The organism is Devosia sp. LjRoot3 (genome assembly GCF_964252865.1).
Classification (GTDB): domain Bacteria; phylum Pseudomonadota; class Alphaproteobacteria; order Rhizobiales; family Devosiaceae; genus Devosia.
In genome coordinates this window covers 36573-54755 of record NZ_CAXUPK020000009.1, presented here as the reverse complement: position 1 = coordinate 54755, position 18183 = coordinate 36573, and the positions used below count along the sequence as shown (strand labels likewise).

Here is an 18183-nt window from a genome sequence, read left to right as displayed (position 1 = left end):
CCAATTGATGACGTTGAAAACAAAACCGCCGCCGGGTGACCCGGCGGCGGTAGTGGCAATGGCAAAGAGGTGAGGTTTACTCGGCGGCCTGCCGATAGCCTTCCGAGAGGTCGTCTTCGTGGACCGGCTCCGGCTGAGCTTCTAAGTTGGACACATCCTGCTCGGCAGGGGTGTCCTCGTGGTCGTCCTCCTCCTCAGTAATGGCGTTCTTGCCGAGCCATTCGGTGAGGCTGGCCGCGTCCGGGGCAAACAGCGCCGACGGATGGACGAAATGCCCCTCCTTGAAATGCTCGACCAAGGCAGCACGCGTATCCTTGACGCGAGCCCGCGGCAGCACCGGGGTGTCGCCGCAGGAGCCTTCGAGGGCCGGACGCGACAGGCAGGACAGAAAGTCTTCCGTGCCCATATTGGCGAGGAACGTGTCGGCGCCGATTGTCCCGCCGGCGACCAAAGCCAGGATGCCCGACTTCGTCATCCCTTCGCGGCAGGACAGCGCGTCGATCAGCACGCCGCGAGCGGCGATGCGCAAAGTGTCGGTGTCGAAGGCGAACTTGCCCTCGGCATCGAATAGGGCGGCCGCATGCCGGCCGAACCTGCTGCCATAGCGATAGTCGCCACCTGCACCGGAATCGACCCGGACATTCTGACCAGCGAAGGCGAGAACGAGCAGCGCCAGCAGCGTGTCGTCCTCAATCGGCGCCCGCGACAGCGCCTCGTGCAGGGCATCGGTGCGCAGGTCACCGATCATTTCGACACCCTTGCGCGTCACGTCGGGACGTGGCTTTGACACGATGATGGCATCGTCCTCGCCACCGGCATCGTCCGCCCCCTTGCCCTTCTTCTTCGCCTCCGGAAGCCGGAAATGGACGCTCTTCACCTTGCCCTCACGATCGAGGTACATGGCTGTATGATCGGACTTCTTTGGCGTGCCATAGACGCGTTCGGCCTTGGGCGGCAGCTTGACCTCGCCATAGGTGTTGACCTCGGCGATGACGCCCTTCTTGGGCAGGTTCTGGGTCATCCATTCCTGCTGGGCACCGAGGAAGGCCTCCACATCGGTGGTGTAGCGGCTGTCCTGGTCGGCCGGGGCGAACAGGTCTTCGGCCCAGGCAATGCCATAAGCTTGGGCGAGGTCATCACCGAAGCTGGCATCGCGCGCATACATCCGGGTCTTGGCGAGACCCTGTGCGACACGCCACCAATCGACCTGCGGATCGCCCTTGGTCGGCTTGTAGGCCTTCCAGACCTCCTTCTGCTCATCGAGTGCCGCCCCGGCAATGGTGCGGAGCTGGCGTTCATCGGGCATGTCGCCCTTGGCCATATGGTCGAGCATGGCGGGCAGAACATTGGCCAAAAGCCGCAGCTTCTTGATCTGGCGTACCGGCAGGGCGAGGGCGACGGCGATCGCTTCCTCGGTCCAGCCCAGGGCAACGAGCCGTTCGATGGCGCGCCACTGGTCGACCGGATTGAGGTTTTCGCGGGCGGTGTTTTCGACCATCGAGCGCATCGCGCCGCCATCGGCGGCCGCCTCGTCGACAATGACGACGATCTGCTCGAGACCAGCGGCAATCGCCTGCTTGGCGCGACGATGGCCATGCTGGATGACGAAACCGTTGCCGCCATCGGCCTGCGGCGCCACGACGGGCGGCTGGACGATGCCAACAGCCCGGATCGTGGCCAGCAATAGCGCGTCCGACTGGGGACTGGACTTGGTCAGCCGGGCCTTGTCGGGATTGTCGACGAGCGCGCGCGGATCGATCAGCTTGATTTCCATTGGGGATTCTCCTTGGCTGCGGACGCGGCCCATTGCCGGTCCTTTTCCGTCTTCTTCTCGAAGACACACCCAGGACCGCGGAGCGGGCGGACCGGTACAATTGCGCCCGAGCATCCATGCCCGGCTGGACCAGCGGGGCTCTTGGCCCTGCGCAGGATGACGGGCCGGGACTGCGATGAGCGCGATTGAGCATCAGCGTCGGCGGGCCAACCGGTCTGCGAACGCTCTTTCCAATTCCCAATTCCCTCTTTCCTCACCTCTTCTTCCCTGTTCTGCTTTGCGTCTTGGCGATGCAGGACAAACATGATTCAAGACAACAACGACCAACCATCGGGGGGCAGATGAGGCGGACGTTGTTATTCTACGCGATCGTGCTTGCTGGCATCGCCGCAGCTGTCCTGGTCCTGCGCGGAGACAGAAACGGGGGGCCCGATGCCGTAGCCCGCGTTGCGACCATCTATGTGGAATGCTCGGCCTATTATCGCAGGACCGCCGATGTGCTTGTCGGTGAAAATGATCCCGACACGGCCCAACAATACAGCGACAAGGCCGCCCTTGCGCTAGGGCCTGTTGACAAAGTGGATTCTCAAATCGGTTTAGCCGTGATTCAAGACTGCTTTTTAGGAGGCGGTTTTGGCACGTGGGGATTTGTCGGACGCAGAGTGGCGGCTCATTGGCGAGCTTTTGCCAGCTGAGCGAGGTCGCAAGTCCCGGCCTGCGCAAGACAATCGCCGATATCTAAATGGGATGCTCCACTTTCTGCGGGTTGGTTGCCCTTGGCGCGACATGCATGAGCGCTATGGCAAGTGGAACTCGGTCTATGTCCGGTTTCGCCGCTGGGCCGAGCAAGGGGTCTGGGACGCCCTGCTCGAAACCCTGGTCGAACTCGGGCTCACCGATGACTGGCAACACATGATCGACAGCACCACGGTGCGCGGCCATTCGCAGGCAGCGGGCGCTAAAGGGGGACTCATAAGGAGGCTTTTGGTCGATCACGCGGCGGCTTTACGTGCAAAATCCACGCCCGCACAGACGGTCAAGGACGCCCTCTTGGCTTTGTCCTGACGGGCGGGGAAGCATCCGACTATGCAGCCGTTCCTGCCTTGATGGCCATGCCGGTGGGCAAGCCACGATTGCTCCTGGCCGACAAAGGCTACGATGGCGACGCCGTGCGCGAGGATTTGCTGTTGAGCGGCATCGTTCCGGTGATCCCACCCAAGGCCAACCGCAAGAACCCGCCCCCATGTGACTTCCGGGCCTACAAGGACCGCAACCGCATCGAGCGCATGTTCAACAGGCTCAAGCAGTTCCGCCGCATCGCCACGCGCTTCGAAAAGACCGCAAAATCCTTCGCCGCCTTCCTGGCCTTAGCCGCAGCCAGGATATGGATGCCATACTTTGTCAACAGGACCTAGATGCCGGTGCGGCCGTGTCGGGCGCAAATGCCATGGATCTGCTGAAAGAACGCAACCGACAGGTGTCGACGATGTCCAGACAACAAAGCGAGCTGGCCGAGCTGGCCAGCCGCTATGACGATCAATGCCTGACACTGCTGGATGACTAGCCGCCCTGCGACGCTAAGCAGTGCGAGGCGTTCGCGCCCCCACTGCTTACGCAGCTTGGGCGCCTGCGCCAATAATGTCCTCGGCAAGCGAGGCCTCTACTTCCGATAACTGCCGACGTTTGTCGGCGAGTTCGTCCGAAAAGCCAAAGGTTCCACCCTCACGAGAGCGATAGGCGGCAAGACGCCGTTCGGCTTCGGCAAGACGGTGTCGCGCGCGCTCTTGCTCCACATCGAAATTGGCGAGGACGTGTTCGAGCTTGGCGATAGCACCGAGCGGCGTGGTGGTGACGGGCAACCCGATCTCGGTCTCCGCGCCCGTGCGCACCAGCATGGTGGCGTAGCGATACCCATCCTGACCAAAGCGCTGGCCGGAATAGTCGAGGTCGAAGCCCCCGATACTGGCGATGGTGATGTCACCGGCATGCTGGAGCTGGACCTGCGTCAGGATTTCCGTCATCAGGGCTCGGCCAGCGAGCTTGCGCTCGGCGAAGGCAGCCTTGCCGACCTGCATGCGGAATGCGTCGCCCACGGTCGGCACGAGGCGGGTCATATCCTGCCCGATCTCGCCGATGCGCCTTGCGGTGTATTCGATATCACGCTCGGCATCGCGAACCTGTCGCCGGATGGCGAACTGATCGTCCTGATGCGCAGCGCGTAGACGCTCCAGTCGGGCGATATCGGCTTCAAGACCCGCCTTCTGCATCAGGCGCGAATCGCCCGAAGCAATGGCCTTGGCCATGGCGAACTGATTGGCCTGGCCCTCGCCGAGGTCCTCGAGCCGACGAACCGAGGTATCGCCCGACAATGCCGCGGCAATGAAGCGTGCCTTGCGCTCATTGTTCTGCCACATCTGGGCGTCCATCGAACCTTCTGTGGCATAGGCGAAGATATCGACGACATCGTGCTGGTTGCCCTGGCGCAGGATGCGCCCTTCCCGTTGCTCGATCTGGGACGGCAGCCAAGGCACATCGAGATGGTGCAGGGCCTTGAGGCGGAGCTGCGCATTGACGCCGGTGCCCATGGTGTCGGACGAACCGATAAGGAATCGAACCTGGCCGGCGCGCACGTCGCCGAACAGGCGTTGCTTGGCTTCGGACTTCTTGAACTCTTGAATGAAAGCGATTTCCGAAGGCGGCACGCCAAGGCGGATCAACTCGTCACGAATCCAGCGATACGCTGAGAAACCGCGGGTCTTCTCGACATTGATGGTGCCGAGGTCCGAGAAGATCATCTGCGCCGCGCCGGGCAGCTCGAAGGGCTTGCCATCGGGCCGGACATATTCTCTGGTGTCCGTTTCCTGCCAGATGCGGAAGGCATTGCCGACCAGGTCGTTGAGCTTGTTGTCGAGCTCATTGTCATTGTCGGGATCGACCAGCCGCAGGTCGATTGCCGCATGCCGCCCATCGGTGATGACCGACAGCAGGATGTCGTCGCCGGGCTCGGGTGGGCCCTCGCGCTCCTCGATCGCCTTGATGCGGGCGTCGAGCAGGATCTGATAGCGCTTGAAGGCGGCCGACGGCTTCGACGTCCTGATCTGCCGCGTACCGGTAGAGAGCGCCGGCAGTTTCACATAGCGCGCGAGGTCCGACGGCATCACCACATCGGCGAAGCTGCGGAACATCGCGATAAGCTCAGGGACATTGACGAAGGTGGCAAAGCGCGTCACCGGCTTGTATTTGCCGTTGGGCTGCAATTCGAGTTCGGTGGTGACATCGCCGAAGGTCGAGGCCCAGGCGTCGAACTCGTGCAGGCCGCGCTGAAGCAAGGCGTCAAAGCCGAGATAGCGCTGCACCGAGAACATTTCGCCGAGTGTGTTGGTGATCGGCGTGCCGGACGCCAGCACGAGCGCCCTGCCCGGGTTTTTCGTTTCCACGAAACGGGACTTCACATAGAGGTCCCAGGCCCGCTGCGAGCCGTTCGGATCGATGCCCTTGAGCGTCGACATGTTGGTAGCGAAGGAAAGCTTCCTGAACTCCTGCGCCTCGTCGACGATGATCTGGTCGACGCCGATCTCGGAGATGGTGAGCAAATCGTCCTTGCGCGTGGCGAGCGCCTCCAGCCGTTCCTTGAGCCCCTCCTTCAGTCGCTCGAGGCGCTTGCGGGAAACGCGATCGTCGCTCTCGACCTTGGTCAGCAGAACCTCATAGAGCTCAAGCTCATCCTGAATCATCTGCTGCTCGAAGGCCGAAGGCACGCTGATAAAGCGGAAGGCCGAGTGCGTGATGATGATCGCGTCCCAGGTCGCCGTCGCGGCACGGCTGAGGAAGCGATGCCGCTTGTCCTTGGTGAAATTGGTCTCGTCGGCAACGAGAATGCGGGCCGTCGGGTAGAGCGCCAGGAACTCCCGCGCCGCCTGCGCCAGGCAATGTCCTGGAACGACCAACATCGCCTTGGCGATCAGGCCCAGCCGGCGCTGCTCCATGATGGCGGCTGCCATGGTCATGGTCTTGCCGGCGCCTACGGCGTGAGCGAGATAGGTCGCACCAGCGGATATGATGCGCCAGATGCCGCGCTTCTGGTGCCCATAAAGAGAAAAGGCGCCTGAGGCGCCCGGAAGTTGCAGATGGTCCCCGTTGAACTTTCGCGGGGCGATATTGTTGAAGCGATCGTTATAGACCCGCGCCAGCCGGTCGGTGCGATCGGGATCAGACCAGATCCAGGTCTGGAACGCGTTTTTGATCTTGGTCAGCTTTTCCTTGGCCGCCTCGGTATCGATGACATTGAGAACACGCTTCTCGCTGTCGCCCTCCTTGATGATGTCGAAGATCTGCGGCACCCGGCTGTTAAGCGCATCGGCGATCAGTTCGCCGGCATGCCGGCGCTCGGTGCCCCATTCGGACGTGCCTGCGGCTATCCAGCCCAGTTGCCGCGCCTCCACCGTCCAGGACGCGAGTTCGGGCATGTGATGGATTTTTATGTCCGCGTTCATCGTTTGCTTGACGAAGGCAACGACGTCAGCAGCCGGGATCCACGGGGCGCCGAGACGCGCGGTGATGTCGGATGGGCCGAGGTCGGCGGGCTGTACCTCGATGAGCGCTCGGACGTTGCGCTCAAAGGCCGGATCGAGCGCTGCCGCGGCTTCGGCAGATTTGAGCTTGTCGCGGACCTGGCCCGAGAGATAGGCGTCGTCCGTCTGCCAGGCCCTTGTCTCTGGTTCGCGGAAGATGGCGTCGCCCAAGTCGGCGATGACGATGGTGGGATCGACATGCAGCAATTCGGCAATGTGATCGATGTCAACATAGCCACGTTCGTTGAGCACCACGGCCAAGGCATCGGCGGCCGAGGTGATGATCGGCGCCGAAGGTGGGGCGATCACCCGCTCGGTGAAGATCGGACCAGGACGGGCGGTGTCGGTCTCAAGGTCATAATCCTCGATCGAGGCGACAAGCCAGCAATCGGGATCGTCGAGAAAGGGGGCGAGGTTGGGCCGGCGATGCGTCTCGCGCACCTCGCCGGTTTCCGTATCCTCGCTGGTCAACACGACGGTGGTGTTGATCGGCCCGTAGGATCGAACAAAGTTCGACCAGGCGATGCGCAGCTTGACCTGCGCCGGGCTCCAGGGCCGGTCGAGCTCCTGCGCCTTGAGCACCTCGCGCACCGCGTCGCGGATCGGGACCAGCTTGCGGATGATGTGGGCGTGCTTTTCAGGCACGCCATCAGCGCTGCGTCCCTTACGCAATGTGATGGTGACCGGCGCGCCGTCGACCATCTGCATCAGGGCAGTATTCTTGCCGATGAAGAAGCTGCCCTCGCGGATGGCGGCGCCGTCCGGGCGATCATCAGCGCCAGCAGCGACAGTATCATCGTCGACATCGATGGATTCCGGCTCGCCGTCATAGGGGGCTTCCGGAAGAAGGGAGATGGCTTGCGACAGACCCTGTTCAAGATCGAGGCCAGGGCGCGGCAGGCAGGTATAGGTCTCGCCGAACGGCCCGGAGGTGGTGGTATGCGTGCCGAGCACAAAGTCCGGGTGTCGGGCGAACCAGCGGTTGACGCGGATCGCGCCATCATCGCCATGGGCGGGCCGGACCTCGTCGAGGTCGAGCCACAGAACATCGCCCTCGGGTTCGCCGGGCTGGCGCTTTCTGAAGAACAGGATGTCGACCACGACCTCGGTGCCGGCATCGTCGCGAAAACTGCCTTCAGGCAGGCGGATGGCCGCAATGAGATCGGCAGACCTTGCGATGTGTTCGCGGGCCGCACTGTCGGCCTTGTCCATCGTGCCGGAGCTGGTGACGAAAGCCGCGAGCGCGCCCGGCTTCAGCAAATCGACGGCGCGGGCGATGAAATAATCATGGAGGCGCAGGCCCATCGACCGATAGGCGCGATCCGAGCGGACCGTGCGATCGGAGAAGGGAGGATTGCCGATGGCGAGGTCGAAGGTCACCGGCAAGTCCGTCCGGGCGAAGTCGGCGTTGAGGATCCGCGCGCGGCTGCAGCAGGCGGGCAATGCGGGCTGTCACCGGATCGATCTCAATGCCGGTAACATGCACCTGCTCACGAAGCTCGCTTGGGATCAGCGCCGGGAACAAGCCCGTGCCGATGCCGGATTCGAGCACCTTGCCGCCACGCCAGCCGAGGCGCTGTAGCCCTGCCCAGATCGCCCGGACGATGAATTCCGGCGTGAAATGCGCATACTGGGTGCAACGGGCCAGCGAGGCATAGTCCCTATCGGACACCGCCTCTTCGAGCGCTGCGCCGATCTCGTCCCAGCCGGTGTTGAACTCATTCTGACCCGGACGCCGAAACACGGAATTGGCGAGGGCGGATGCGCCAAAGCCGGTGAAGCGGATGAGCCGCGCTTGCTCGGCCGGTGTGGCTGGCCGCTCCTCGGCCTCGATCTCTGCGGCGAGGCGGATGGCATCGAGGTTGTCCTGGGCCCGCCGCTTCCAACCCTTGGCGAGGCCGCGGTTACCGGCGAGCGAGAAGTTGTCGCCACGGACGGATGGCCGGGGCAGTCGAGGCGCGTTGGGCTGCGCATCATGCGATGACGCGGTGACTGGTGTCGGGGTCGAGTCTTCTGGCGTATCGCCAGCATCGAAACCGCTGCCGAAGGCAGTTACACCCAGGCCGAGGCCGGAAGAAAGCGCAGTATTGCCGAAAAGGTCGAGCGTGAAGAGATCGTTGGACATTGAGAAAGTTCCTTGAGAGGCGGGCGTGCGCAAATCCCCGACCGAACAAGTCGGCCGGGTGAGTGGCATCGCGGTTTTGGGACGGTCAGCGGGTAAGCAGCGAGATCGTGATTTCGGTCTCGGTCAGCGCCAGGTTGAGATGGGTCGCCCGTATATTGCTGTTAAACAGCGGGATCAGGCGTTCGGCCTCGATGAACTCCACACCGTCATCGGCGCCGAAATGGCGGCGCTTGTAGTCCCACCAGTCGAAATCGCCTTTCGGGTGGCACTGCTCCGAATAGAAGACGAAGGGTTTCTCGTTGGCGGCGAGTTTACCGTTGGAGCAGAGGTAGACACCCCGGTCGCCCACCAGCCAGAGGCCGGCCCGAGCCTGGTCGGGGGATGAGATGCCCTCATAAGGAACGCGGAAGCCGCCATGGGCGGTCGCGTCGGCGATGCCGCGCTCAATGACTCTTCGAACGCCGGGGATGGAGAAGGTAAACATGGCCTTCTCCCTATGCTGCGGCTTTAACAGAGAGGTGTCGCAGATGCTCAGGCAGTCGGTCGGCGATCTCGGCGTCGGTCAGGTCCTCGAGCAGCTTGAGTTCGCTACTGCCCAGGCCATGAACCACGATAGTGCGCTTGCCGCGCAGCTCGGGGAGAAAGCGTTCGCCGGCATAGCCGCGATATTCATCATGGGTGGCGCTCCACACATGCTCGAGGCGTTCGGCGCGCGTCATTGCCTTTACCGGGCGAGATTCGCGCTCGACGATGACATCGCGGATTTCGACAGCGGAGCGGGCAACTGAAAGGTCGCAATAGGCGTGGAAGTAGCGTGTCTTGCTGTCGATCCAGAGCGTGTAGAAGACGCTGGTGACGGTGTCGGTGAGAAATTCGCGCATAGCGAACATCTCCCCGCGCATCCACAGTGGCGGCAGAATCTCGAGCATATAGTCATGCTCGGTGCGGCCGATTTCGAACCACTCGCCGGCATAGAGAGGCGCAGCGTCAACCTCGAAGCGATTGGGCCGCGGGGCATGGCGGTCGAATAGGCGGAACATCTGCCGGCGATCTGCAACGTCGAAGTAGATTTTGCGGATAGAAGGTTGAACGGTCATGGGAGGCTCCTGGCCATTTGCGGGCCGGAGCGCGGTTCATCCCTTGCGGATCACCTTTCCCTTCAGCCCTTCCGGACCCCTCCCCGCGGCCGCCTCTCCGTCCGGGCGGGTCAAGGGCCGGCACGGCCGGGCGAAGCTTCACCCTTGAGTCAACCGGCGGGCATGCGGCAGGCCTTGTCCTACCTCCCCTCTTTCATCCTGCTCGTCCCTGTTCCGCATCCGCATTGCGTCATTCCAGTCCTCCGCTGGCGGCAGCAGGCGTGACCAGGCGCATCCGACGTCCTCGGCAATCTCACGGAGCCGTTCGGCAAACACCTCGCCTTGCGCATTGGCGTCGGTGGCGGCCACCAGCTCGACGTTGGCACGCACGGCAAGCTGGCACAGGGCATTAGACGTTGCCGGCGACCATCCGCCGCCGGCGCTAAGATAGAGTGAGCCGCCTCGCATTTCCTCGATCGCCGCCAGGCTCATGGCGTCGATCGCAGCTTCGGTGACGCAGAGACGCAGGGCATCGGATCGTCCGAGGCGGAACAGGACCTTGGCGCCGCCGGTGGCATAGCCGCGCCAGTCCTGCCCCCGCTCCTCCCAGCCGGTGACGACACCATCGGCATCGGTGTGTGCCGCCCACATGCTGCCATGCGGGCCTTCGCGCAGTAGATTGGTGGAAATCGCGATGCTGATGATCCGCTCGGATAGACCACGATCATCGTGGAGATAGCGCCAGGTGGCTGAGCCTTTCCATGGCTTGCGTCGTCTACGCCAGCGTTCGGGAATGGAACGATCCGGTTCCCGTTCGCGGGATTCCCGTTCCCAGACGGGATCCGAAGGCACGAACCCTACCAGATCTGCGACGGCGTGCATCGCCTCGACGAAGCGCACACCCTGCAGATGCTCCACGAGACTAAAGACGTCGCCCTTGCCGTCACTCAACGGATCGAACCAGCCCTTACCCTCGTGAATAACGATTATGATCTCGGCGTCACGGCGATATTTCATCGCCTTGCGGGTGCTTTCCTTAAGGTCGAGCGCGAACCCTGCCTCCTCCAGCACCGAGCTGCAGGGCACCTTCGCCCGCAATTCTTCCAGATCTGTCTTGTCAATTATTCGCGCAGGCACCTTTCGTGCTCCTCTTGCCCAACTCCCGCTCCTGACTCTTCCGGAAGCGAAGACCAGAGGCCGCGTAGAGCAAGGCGGGCAAGGGCGCGGCGGTCAACCCGGCATTTTCGTCGGGGGTGAGCATCGAGAGAACCGCCGCGGCGACAGCATCCCTTGCGGGCCGCGGCGCGCAAGCGGCACTGCGCCTTTTCCATCACCGATGCCGGCACTCGTCCTCGAACACCAGCTGTTTGATGACATCAATATCCATCTCGACCTCAGGGGAGACACGCGATCTCGGCGGTGACCTTGGCCCAGTGATAGAATTCTACCATCCCGCCGAGAGCCAGACTGCACGTGGCCCGGCGCCTCGTAGTGGCCATTGGTCGCTTCAGCTGTAAGAAGGGGGGCGTATTCTCCCGCCAGAGGCGGCGAAGGGCGCGACGATGATCGATCCGGAGCGCGATGACAGCCGACATCTCCCAGCCCTCCTCTTTCACGTCACAGATGGACGCCCGGATGGGTGGAGACCCCGATGGGGGCTTCAGGTCCGCCGACATCCCGACCCGAAGGGGACGCCATGATGTGCCATTTTATTGCTCGACCACCATCCTGTAAGTGCTCTTGCGCCGCCCTAAGGGCGCCTGCCTTACCACGACGTCTAGAAATCACTCCAGGTCAGCGTCTTGAACTGTTCCAAGGCCATTGGTTGGATGCTTGGCTCCCCGCTCGCTTCAACGGTTCCCTTCTTCCTCCCTCCCGCTGCCGGAGAACGCCAGAGGACAAGAGCTGCCGCAAAATGCGCAATGAGTACGGCTGCTACCACTTGGGTTTCCGAAAATGCTCGGTACTCAGCGGCATCTAATCAATAGTTCAGACGATCTTTTATCATTGGCAATGATTGTGTGGCGGCAGACCGACCAGCGGCGATTGCCTCTTTTGCACAATGAAAATCTAGCAAACCGATATGTGCGACAAGAGGTAAGATTTGCGCATGTGGAGGGTCTCCTGCAAGTTTTGAACGCGTTATCTGATCCTGCATGATGTTTATGGCACCGGTAAGCACCTCGAAATATCCTGGAATTGGTGCCCGGGCATGATCAGCCAGGGTTCTCTTGGGGCCCGGATGCAAGGGGCCGGGCGCGCCCGAGGTTTGCTTCGCGGGCGCCACTTTTCGTGCCAAGCGTTGACCGAGCACCTCATCATGCAAACTAACCGCAATGATGAAATCTGCCCCTAATGATCGGCAGGCCGAAACGGGCACGGGATTTACGAGTCCTCCGTCAACCAACGGATCGCCATCAAGGATCATCGGGCTGAAAATCCCAGGTAGTGCAATAGACGCCCGTACGGCCGCCTGCACAGAACCATGCGCCAAACATACCTCCTGGCCTGTGGAGAGGTTCGTCGCTACTGCGGCGAATGGTCTGGCCATGTCGCCAATCTGTCCCGTTACTCCAAGACCAGCCATCCAGTTGACAATCCGATCACCATCAACGAGTCCTCCGGCAAGGACACCGAAGTCGACCAGCGAAGCGACAGTCCACCAGTCCGCGTGGATTGCCCATTGTTTCATAGCATCCAGCCGATCGCTCGCGAATGCGGCGCCCACCATTGCGCCCATGGATGTCCCGCACACAACGTCAACGCCGATGCCAGCTTCTGCAAGGACCTCCAGCACGCCGATATGAGCCCATCCGCGCGCTGCACCGCTCCCTAACGCAACTCCGATCTTTCTTCTCGCCATGGTCAATCCACCTCCAGACTTCTGTGCAGTTCTCGCACGACAGCAACGGGTTTGACAAGATACCTACCGGGAGGTATCTATTAGCTTGGAGTTCCTTTGATGTCGGCGATCGCCTCAGCGCGCAGGTCGCATTTTCACGCGGTGATTAAGTGATGAAGATTTTTGCCCACTTGTTCGTACTGATGATGGCGATTGTCGGTGTCGGACTGGCCGTGACTGGTGGCTGGCTCGCTTCCTACGGTGGATCCGCATACTACGTGATCGTCGGCGTCGCCTATGTGGTCGCAGCCGTCCTCATGTTCCGTAGCAAACAGGCCGGCGCGCTCATCGTCCTCGCCGTCCTTGCAGGGACTGTCGCTTGGGCACTGTGGGAGTCGGGCACCGACTTCTGGGCACTTTTCGCCCGCGTAATGGCGCCGCTGGCGCTCGCTGGCTTCGCCTGTGTCACAGTACCTTTCCTTAGCAAGACAGCCAGCCGCCCGATCTATTTCGGCGGCGCGACAGCAGCAGCCCTGTTGTTTGCGGGCGGGTTCGCCCTCGCCTTTCAGCCGCATGGCATTGTCTCGCCGGGTGCCGACATAACGCCTTATGAGACGGCAGCCGGCGACAACACTCCCGATAACTGGACCGCCTATGGCCGCACCACAGCCGGCCTGCGCTATTCAAAGTTCGACCAGATCAACCGTGACAATGTCGATGACCTGCAGGTCGCCTGGACCTACCGCACCGGCCGCGGTGATGTCGGCATCGACCAGAACACACCGCTGCAGATCGGTAACCTCGTCTACTCTTGCACTACCAGCAACATCATCATCGCGCTCGACGCCGATAGCGGCGAGGAACGGTGGAAGTTCGATCCGCAGGCCAACGGTCCGTTCTGGCAGCGCTGCCGCGGCATCGGCTATTATGAGTTGCCAGCCGACCAGCAGGTCGAAGGGCAGCTCTGCAATACCCGCCTGATCGAGACCACCGTCGATGCACGCCTCCTCGCTATTGATGCGAAGACCGGCGTTCTCTGCCCCGCTTTCGGCAACAACGGCACCGTCTCGCTGGGAGAGAATATGGGCGAGATTATCCCTGGTTTCTACTTCCAGACGTCGGCCCCGCTGGTCGCCCGCGACAAGATCGTGGTCGGCGGCTGGGTGGTCGACAACCAGATGGTGGGCGAACCCTCGGGCGTCATTCGGGCCTTTAACGTGGTGACCGGCCAGCTCGACTGGGCCTGGGACCTCGGCAACCCTGCCATCACCGGCCTGCCGCCGGAAGGTGAAAGCTACACACTCGGCACGCCCAACATGTGGACGACCGCGTCCTATGACGACACCCTCGGCCTCGTCTATCTGCCGCTCGGCAACACCACCCCTGACTATTATGGTGGCGACCGCCCGGCCTTTGCCGACGAATACAACGCTTCGCTGGTGGCACTCGACGTGACCACCGGCCGCGAGCGCTGGAAGTTCCAGACCGTCCACCACGACATCTGGGACTATGACCTGCCAAGCCAGCCAGCCTTGCTCGATCTGCCGGACGGCAATGGCGGCACGGTCGCCGCCTTGCTGCAGACCACCAAGCGCGGCCAGCTCTTCCTGCTCGATCGCGCCACCGGGGATCCGCTGGCTGATGTCGAAGAAAAGCCCGTGCCGCAGACCGGCCACGCCCCTGGCGAGTACCTCTCAGCGACCCAGCCCTACTCCGTGGGCATGCCAACTATTGGTGCCGAGCGCGTGACGGAAGCCAAGATGTGGGGGCTGACCATGTTCGATCAGCTTGCCTGCCGCATCGCATTCTATCAGCACCGCTATGAGGGCGACTTCACCCCTATTGGGCTCGATTATGTGATCCAGCAGCCGGGCAATATTGGCGGCCTCAACTGGGGTTCGGTATCGGTCGATGTGCCGAACAACCGTGTGTTCCTCAACGACGTGCGGGTGCCGAGCCGCTTCCGCCTCGTGCCACGCGAGGGCTACGAAGCTTTTGCCGAAAGCGTGCATGCCGATGACACTGGCCACGGCCCGTCACCGCAGTACGGCACACCTTATGGCATGGCCACCGAGATGTGGACCTCGCCGCTTGGCGTCCCCTGTATCACCCCGCCCTTCGGCACGATCACTGCCGTGGACATGACGACGCGCACAATCGCATGGCAGGTACCGGCAGGTACGACCGAACAGCTCGGGCCGCTCGGCATCAAGACCGGCCTTGCCATGCCGATGGGTCTACCAACCTATGCCGGCACCAGCGCGACGGCCGGTGGGCTCGTGTTCTTCGCAGGCTACCAAGACTTTTACATCCGCGCGTACGACGCCGAGAACGGCCGGGAAGTCTGGAAGTACCCTCTACCCGTCGGCTCGAGCGCAACCCCAATGACCTACGTATCCCCTACCACCGGCAAGCAGTATGTGCTGATCTCAGTCGGCGGTGCCCCCTACTCGAATGATAAAGGCGACTATGTCATCGCATTTACGCTGCCAGGCGAGCGCGGCTGAACACAGCTCCAGTCTCATCTTTCCGCTTCCGTAGGCAGGATTTTGCCGATAGGTTCGGGGGGGGGGGGAGGCCGGCCGGTCATTGAAGCAGTCGATCCACGCCCTCTCCTGGTCGGGAGGGCGGCGGGCCTAGGTTGACGTCTCAAGGGTATATCCGGCACGAAGCTACTGTGCGCGGTGCCTCGCTCATGTCATCGACCAGTTCCTGCGAGCAGACAAAATACATCTCGCTGCCCAAAATCTGGAGCTTAAAGAAAGGGCCCTGCTTTTTGCCATAGCCATGAGGCCCTGCACTGGCTTCTGCGCGTCAATATCGAAGATATTGCCGACCAGAGGCAATGCGGGAGGTTGCGGCAGCGTTTTGAGTGTTTGCCATTCAGTTCGGGTCCTCAAGTTTGCGCGTTCCGCCGACTTCGGATTTGTGAACTGGGGAAAGCACTTTTGACCCCGCCGGGCCGCGTCGCAATGCCATGACGGCACCGACGACAATCATCCCAGCCCCGATGCAGTGGAGCAGGAAGCGAAAGATCCCCGGCAGGCCGTTGATCTTGGTTCCAATCGTTTCAACCGCGACGATCAGAATAACGCCACAGACGATCCATTGAATGACTTGACCAATCGATGGTTTGGGCTGGTCCTGATCAGCGCGGCGGCGCATCAGTGCGTCGCTGTTTTGGAGAGCGTGTTCATGATCACCACACCGCCGACGATCATGGCAATTCCCACGCCACCCCACAGGTCCATCGGCTGCTTGAACACCAACACGCTGACAAAGGCGGTTAGTACAATGCCCAAGCCCGCCCAGATGGCGTATGTCACACCAAGTGGCAGTTCGCGGAGGGACTGAGACAGGAGATAGAATGAGGTAAGGTAAAGCAGCGCCATCCCCACGGTTGGCACCAACTTCGTGAATTGTTGTGACTGCTGTAGCAGCGCTGAGCCTGCGACCTCACACAGGATCGCGAAACCCAAGAATGTGTAGGCGACTAAAACGGGGTTCATAGTTTTCTCCATTATAAACATACCAACTCAGCGGTATGTTTGATTTGATGAATTTTTCTTTGTTGTCAGGTACTTCGGCTCATTGTGAGCAGCCGGTCGCTTAATACGTCGGCGCCATGAGCGTCTAGAACGCCGCTCACCAACCCCAGCCAGATGCCATCTGCAGCATACCTGACCAGTTCCAAGTTCTGCCCCCGGTCTGTATCCTGGTGGCGCACAAGCCTTTCAGTGTACCAGTCCCGCCAGACGGCGGCGATTGTCGTGTCGGTCATCATCGAGCGCCACAGAGCCAAGTAACTCATAGTGGCGCTACCACTCTTCGTCACTGCAGTCACATAGGCCCTCGTAAAACTCCCGACGCTCAGACCGTCCGCAGAGATCATAGCGTCTATCTCGTTGTTGAACATCTCAAGAAGCTGCTCAAGGACAGCGTTGACCAGCGCCTGCTTGTTCGGAAAGTGGTGGAACAAACCGCCCTTCGTAACCCCTGCAGCCTCCGCAACAGCGTTCACACTTATAGCGACCAAACCCCCTCGCGCAGCAGCCTCGGCGGCGCTTTGTAGGATAGATTGCCTGACCTGTTCAGGGTTCTTTTCACGACGATGAGCTTCTGCCATAAAACAATCATACCGGTCGGTTTGTATTTGGTCAAGTATCGAGGGTTAGTCCGGGAAAGGGATAGCTCCCAATCCGCGCACTAGCCCTTTGAGACCCTGCGGCGGGCGCAAGGGTCATGTCACCGGGCCAAGCGCGAAAGCCCCAATTCCAGCAGTTCCGTATAAGAGGTGACATACCAACTCTACTCAGGCGCTGCCTGACCGGAACACCGGTCCGGCAGCTATTATTGTCAAGCTACGCGGCCGCGAATGGCGGACAGGGAGCCGCATGGGGACGCCTTGCGCCGCACAACGTTCTGCGTAACGAACGAGACCAACAAGAGGATAAGCGCCAAGATGGCTGGCACGGCACCGAAATAGTCGGCCACGCCAATATGCGCGCCAGCCGCCAGGAAAAGGTGGAAGAACATGCCGGCATAAGCCAGGTCCGATAACGAAACGCTGATGCGCGAGAGGATCACCGCCACTGCAGCAATCTTAACTAGGGCGAGGAGCGGAACCAGATAGCCCGGGTATCCGAACATGACGAACATATCTTGCGCAGTTGCCATGTTGGTCAGGTACATCAGCGCGCTGGCAAGACAGACGAGAGAAACAAGGCTGGTAGCGACCCAGTAGACCCATTTGCGGTTCATTGTATTTTCCTTTTGAGCTCGACGACCCGAGCCTCGGCAACATTATGGCCGAGGGCGGAAGCGGATTGCTAGTTCCGAGCGTGTAAGTTCTAGCCGGATACGATTGACGGACGGCTCCAGTGCTTCGATGTCGTTCGGGTCAATCGAATGACTCACCCACGAGTTCCCACCAACTCCTAGTGCCGTAGAGGCTCGCGGAGTCAGCTATTGGCAATACCTGGAGTTTGGGTACTCTTCGTCCATATCCCGACAGCCGGCGAAGGCACGTTGGCTGGCCTATCCAGCATAAGGGACCGTAGTCGTGCATCGCGCACTTGACGGCTTAGCCATCGACAGACAGACAGGCCGTTCGGTCGGCGATATTGAAGTCGAAGAACAACGGGCGGAGCGGATCTTCCGAGGGACGACATCTGAAGTTCGGCTGCTTTGCGATCGGCGCTCAGGCCAAAGTTCTCGACGGTCCGCTCGAAGGGCTTCCACTTCTCGCCGAAGACATGCTCGCAGACGGCGATGGTGCCTTACGCAGCCATGTGCAAGGCGTGTGCCTGGAGCGCCACGCCGGCGGCGAACCCCCGCTTTCGCTGAGCGGCGCTATCGAAGCCAGAGGGCCTACATCTTCGTCACGGTCATCGCAGGCGGGCCGGAGAGTGGCGTCCCGAGCCTCGGTCACCGCCGGGCTGTAGAACTGTGCGGCACCGTGGGCGGACCGACATAGGTGCCGATGATGCGCTGAAGGTGGATCTGCATGGCGCACTCGCTAAGCCCTTCACCGAGACCGTCACCTGTCTCGATGATCAGCTTCTCGTGCAACTCACGGATACCGTCACTGTCGAGTACCGGCAGGCCAAAGCTTTCCGATATCAGCGAAGCCTTGGTTGGCATCGGGCAGCACAGGCCTCGCGACCCGCAAGGAAACTCTTGCCCTGACCGAAAGGCTGTTCGCGGATGGCGCAGGCTCGCGCCTTGACGTGCTGCTGGCTCAAAGTGCACTGAACGCGGCCACCCTGGAAATGCCACAACTTGAACTTAACTCC

General features: G+C 61.5%; 11 protein-coding genes and 3 pseudogenes. 3 read left to right on the top strand and 11 right to left on the bottom strand.

From position 1 onward, the window contains the following. Positions 1 to 76: 76 nt before the first annotated feature. Positions 77 to 1774 (bottom strand): ParB N-terminal domain-containing protein, encoded by a 1698-nt coding sequence (locus tag ACSQ2A_RS22450; RefSeq protein WP_436074070.1) that lies wholly within the window; start codon positions 1772 to 1774, stop codon positions 77 to 79. 185 nt (positions 1775 to 1959) lie between these two features. Here ACSQ2A_RS22450 and ACSQ2A_RS22445 point away from each other — a divergent pair, with 185 nt between their 5' ends. Then, positions 1960 to 2469 (top strand): hypothetical protein, encoded by a 510-nt coding sequence (locus tag ACSQ2A_RS22445; RefSeq protein ID WP_436074069.1) that lies wholly within the window; start codon positions 1960 to 1962, stop codon positions 2467 to 2469. Next, positions 2408 to 3189: pseudogene (locus ACSQ2A_RS22440) on the top strand (IS5 family transposase). Before ACSQ2A_RS22445 ends, ACSQ2A_RS22440 begins: the two are co-directional and overlap by 62 nt. A gap of 195 nt (positions 3190 to 3384) precedes the next feature. Here the strand turns inward: ACSQ2A_RS22440 and ACSQ2A_RS22435 are convergent. The 5 genes and pseudogenes from ACSQ2A_RS22435 to ACSQ2A_RS22415 all read right to left on the bottom strand — a co-directional run bounded on the left by ACSQ2A_RS22435 (position 3385) and on the right by ACSQ2A_RS22415 (position 12409). Then, positions 3385 to 8470 (bottom strand): annotated as a pseudogene (locus ACSQ2A_RS22435) (N-6 DNA methylase). 85 nt (positions 8471 to 8555) lie between these two features. Next, positions 8556 to 8954 carry a DUF3085 domain-containing protein gene (locus ACSQ2A_RS22430; protein ID WP_436074068.1) on the bottom strand — a complete coding sequence of 133 codons (399 nt, stop codon included), beginning with the start codon at positions 8952 to 8954 and terminating at the stop codon, positions 8556 to 8558. Positions 8955 to 8964: 10 nt separating this feature from the next. Continuing rightward, positions 8965 to 9567, bottom strand: coding sequence for a DUF1419 domain-containing protein (locus ACSQ2A_RS22425; RefSeq protein ID WP_436074067.1), 603 nt, complete (start codon positions 9565 to 9567; stop codon positions 8965 to 8967). A 138-nt stretch (positions 9568 to 9705) separates the two neighbouring features. Next, a complete protein-coding gene (locus ACSQ2A_RS22420; RefSeq protein WP_436074121.1) occupies positions 9706 to 10668 on the bottom strand; it encodes a DUF3991 and toprim domain-containing protein in 963 nt (320 codons plus the stop codon). An 859-nt stretch (positions 10669 to 11527) separates the two neighbouring features. Next, the gene (locus ACSQ2A_RS22415) at positions 11528 to 12409 is read right to left on the bottom strand and encodes a patatin-like phospholipase family protein (protein WP_436074120.1); all 882 of its coding nucleotides are present in this window, start codon (positions 12407 to 12409) and stop codon (positions 11528 to 11530) included. Between the two features lie 152 nt (positions 12410 to 12561). Here ACSQ2A_RS22415 and ACSQ2A_RS22410 point away from each other — a divergent pair, with 152 nt between their 5' ends. Then, complete coding sequence (locus ACSQ2A_RS22410; RefSeq protein WP_436074066.1) at positions 12562 to 14895, top strand: membrane-bound PQQ-dependent dehydrogenase, glucose/quinate/shikimate family; 2334 nt, start codon at positions 12562 to 12564, stop codon at positions 14893 to 14895. 376 nt (positions 14896 to 15271) lie between these two features. Here ACSQ2A_RS22410 and ACSQ2A_RS22405 read toward each other — a convergent pair whose 3' ends face one another. The 5 genes and pseudogenes from ACSQ2A_RS22405 to ACSQ2A_RS22385 all read right to left on the bottom strand — a co-directional run. Then, positions 15272 to 15553: a hypothetical protein gene (locus tag ACSQ2A_RS22405; protein ID WP_436074065.1), complete on the bottom strand. Its 282-nt coding sequence runs from the start codon at positions 15551 to 15553 to the stop codon at positions 15272 to 15274. Continuing rightward, a complete protein-coding gene (locus ACSQ2A_RS22400) occupies positions 15553 to 15897 on the bottom strand; it encodes a DMT family transporter (RefSeq protein WP_436074064.1) in 345 nt (114 codons plus the stop codon). The genes ACSQ2A_RS22405 and ACSQ2A_RS22400 overlap by 1 nt, the downstream gene beginning before the upstream one ends. 65 nt (positions 15898 to 15962) lie before the next feature. After that, complete coding sequence (locus ACSQ2A_RS22395; RefSeq protein ID WP_436074063.1) at positions 15963 to 16514, bottom strand: TetR/AcrR family transcriptional regulator; 552 nt, start codon at positions 16512 to 16514, stop codon at positions 15963 to 15965. A gap of 230 nt (positions 16515 to 16744) precedes the next feature. Continuing rightward, positions 16745 to 17149: a DoxX family protein gene (locus tag ACSQ2A_RS22390; RefSeq protein WP_436074062.1), complete on the bottom strand. Its 405-nt coding sequence runs from the start codon at positions 17147 to 17149 to the stop codon at positions 16745 to 16747. 395 nt (positions 17150 to 17544) lie between these two features. Continuing rightward, positions 17545 to 18059 (bottom strand): annotated as a pseudogene (locus ACSQ2A_RS22385) (hypothetical protein); the annotation flags it as partial. Between the last annotated feature and the right edge of the window lie 124 nt (positions 18060 to 18183).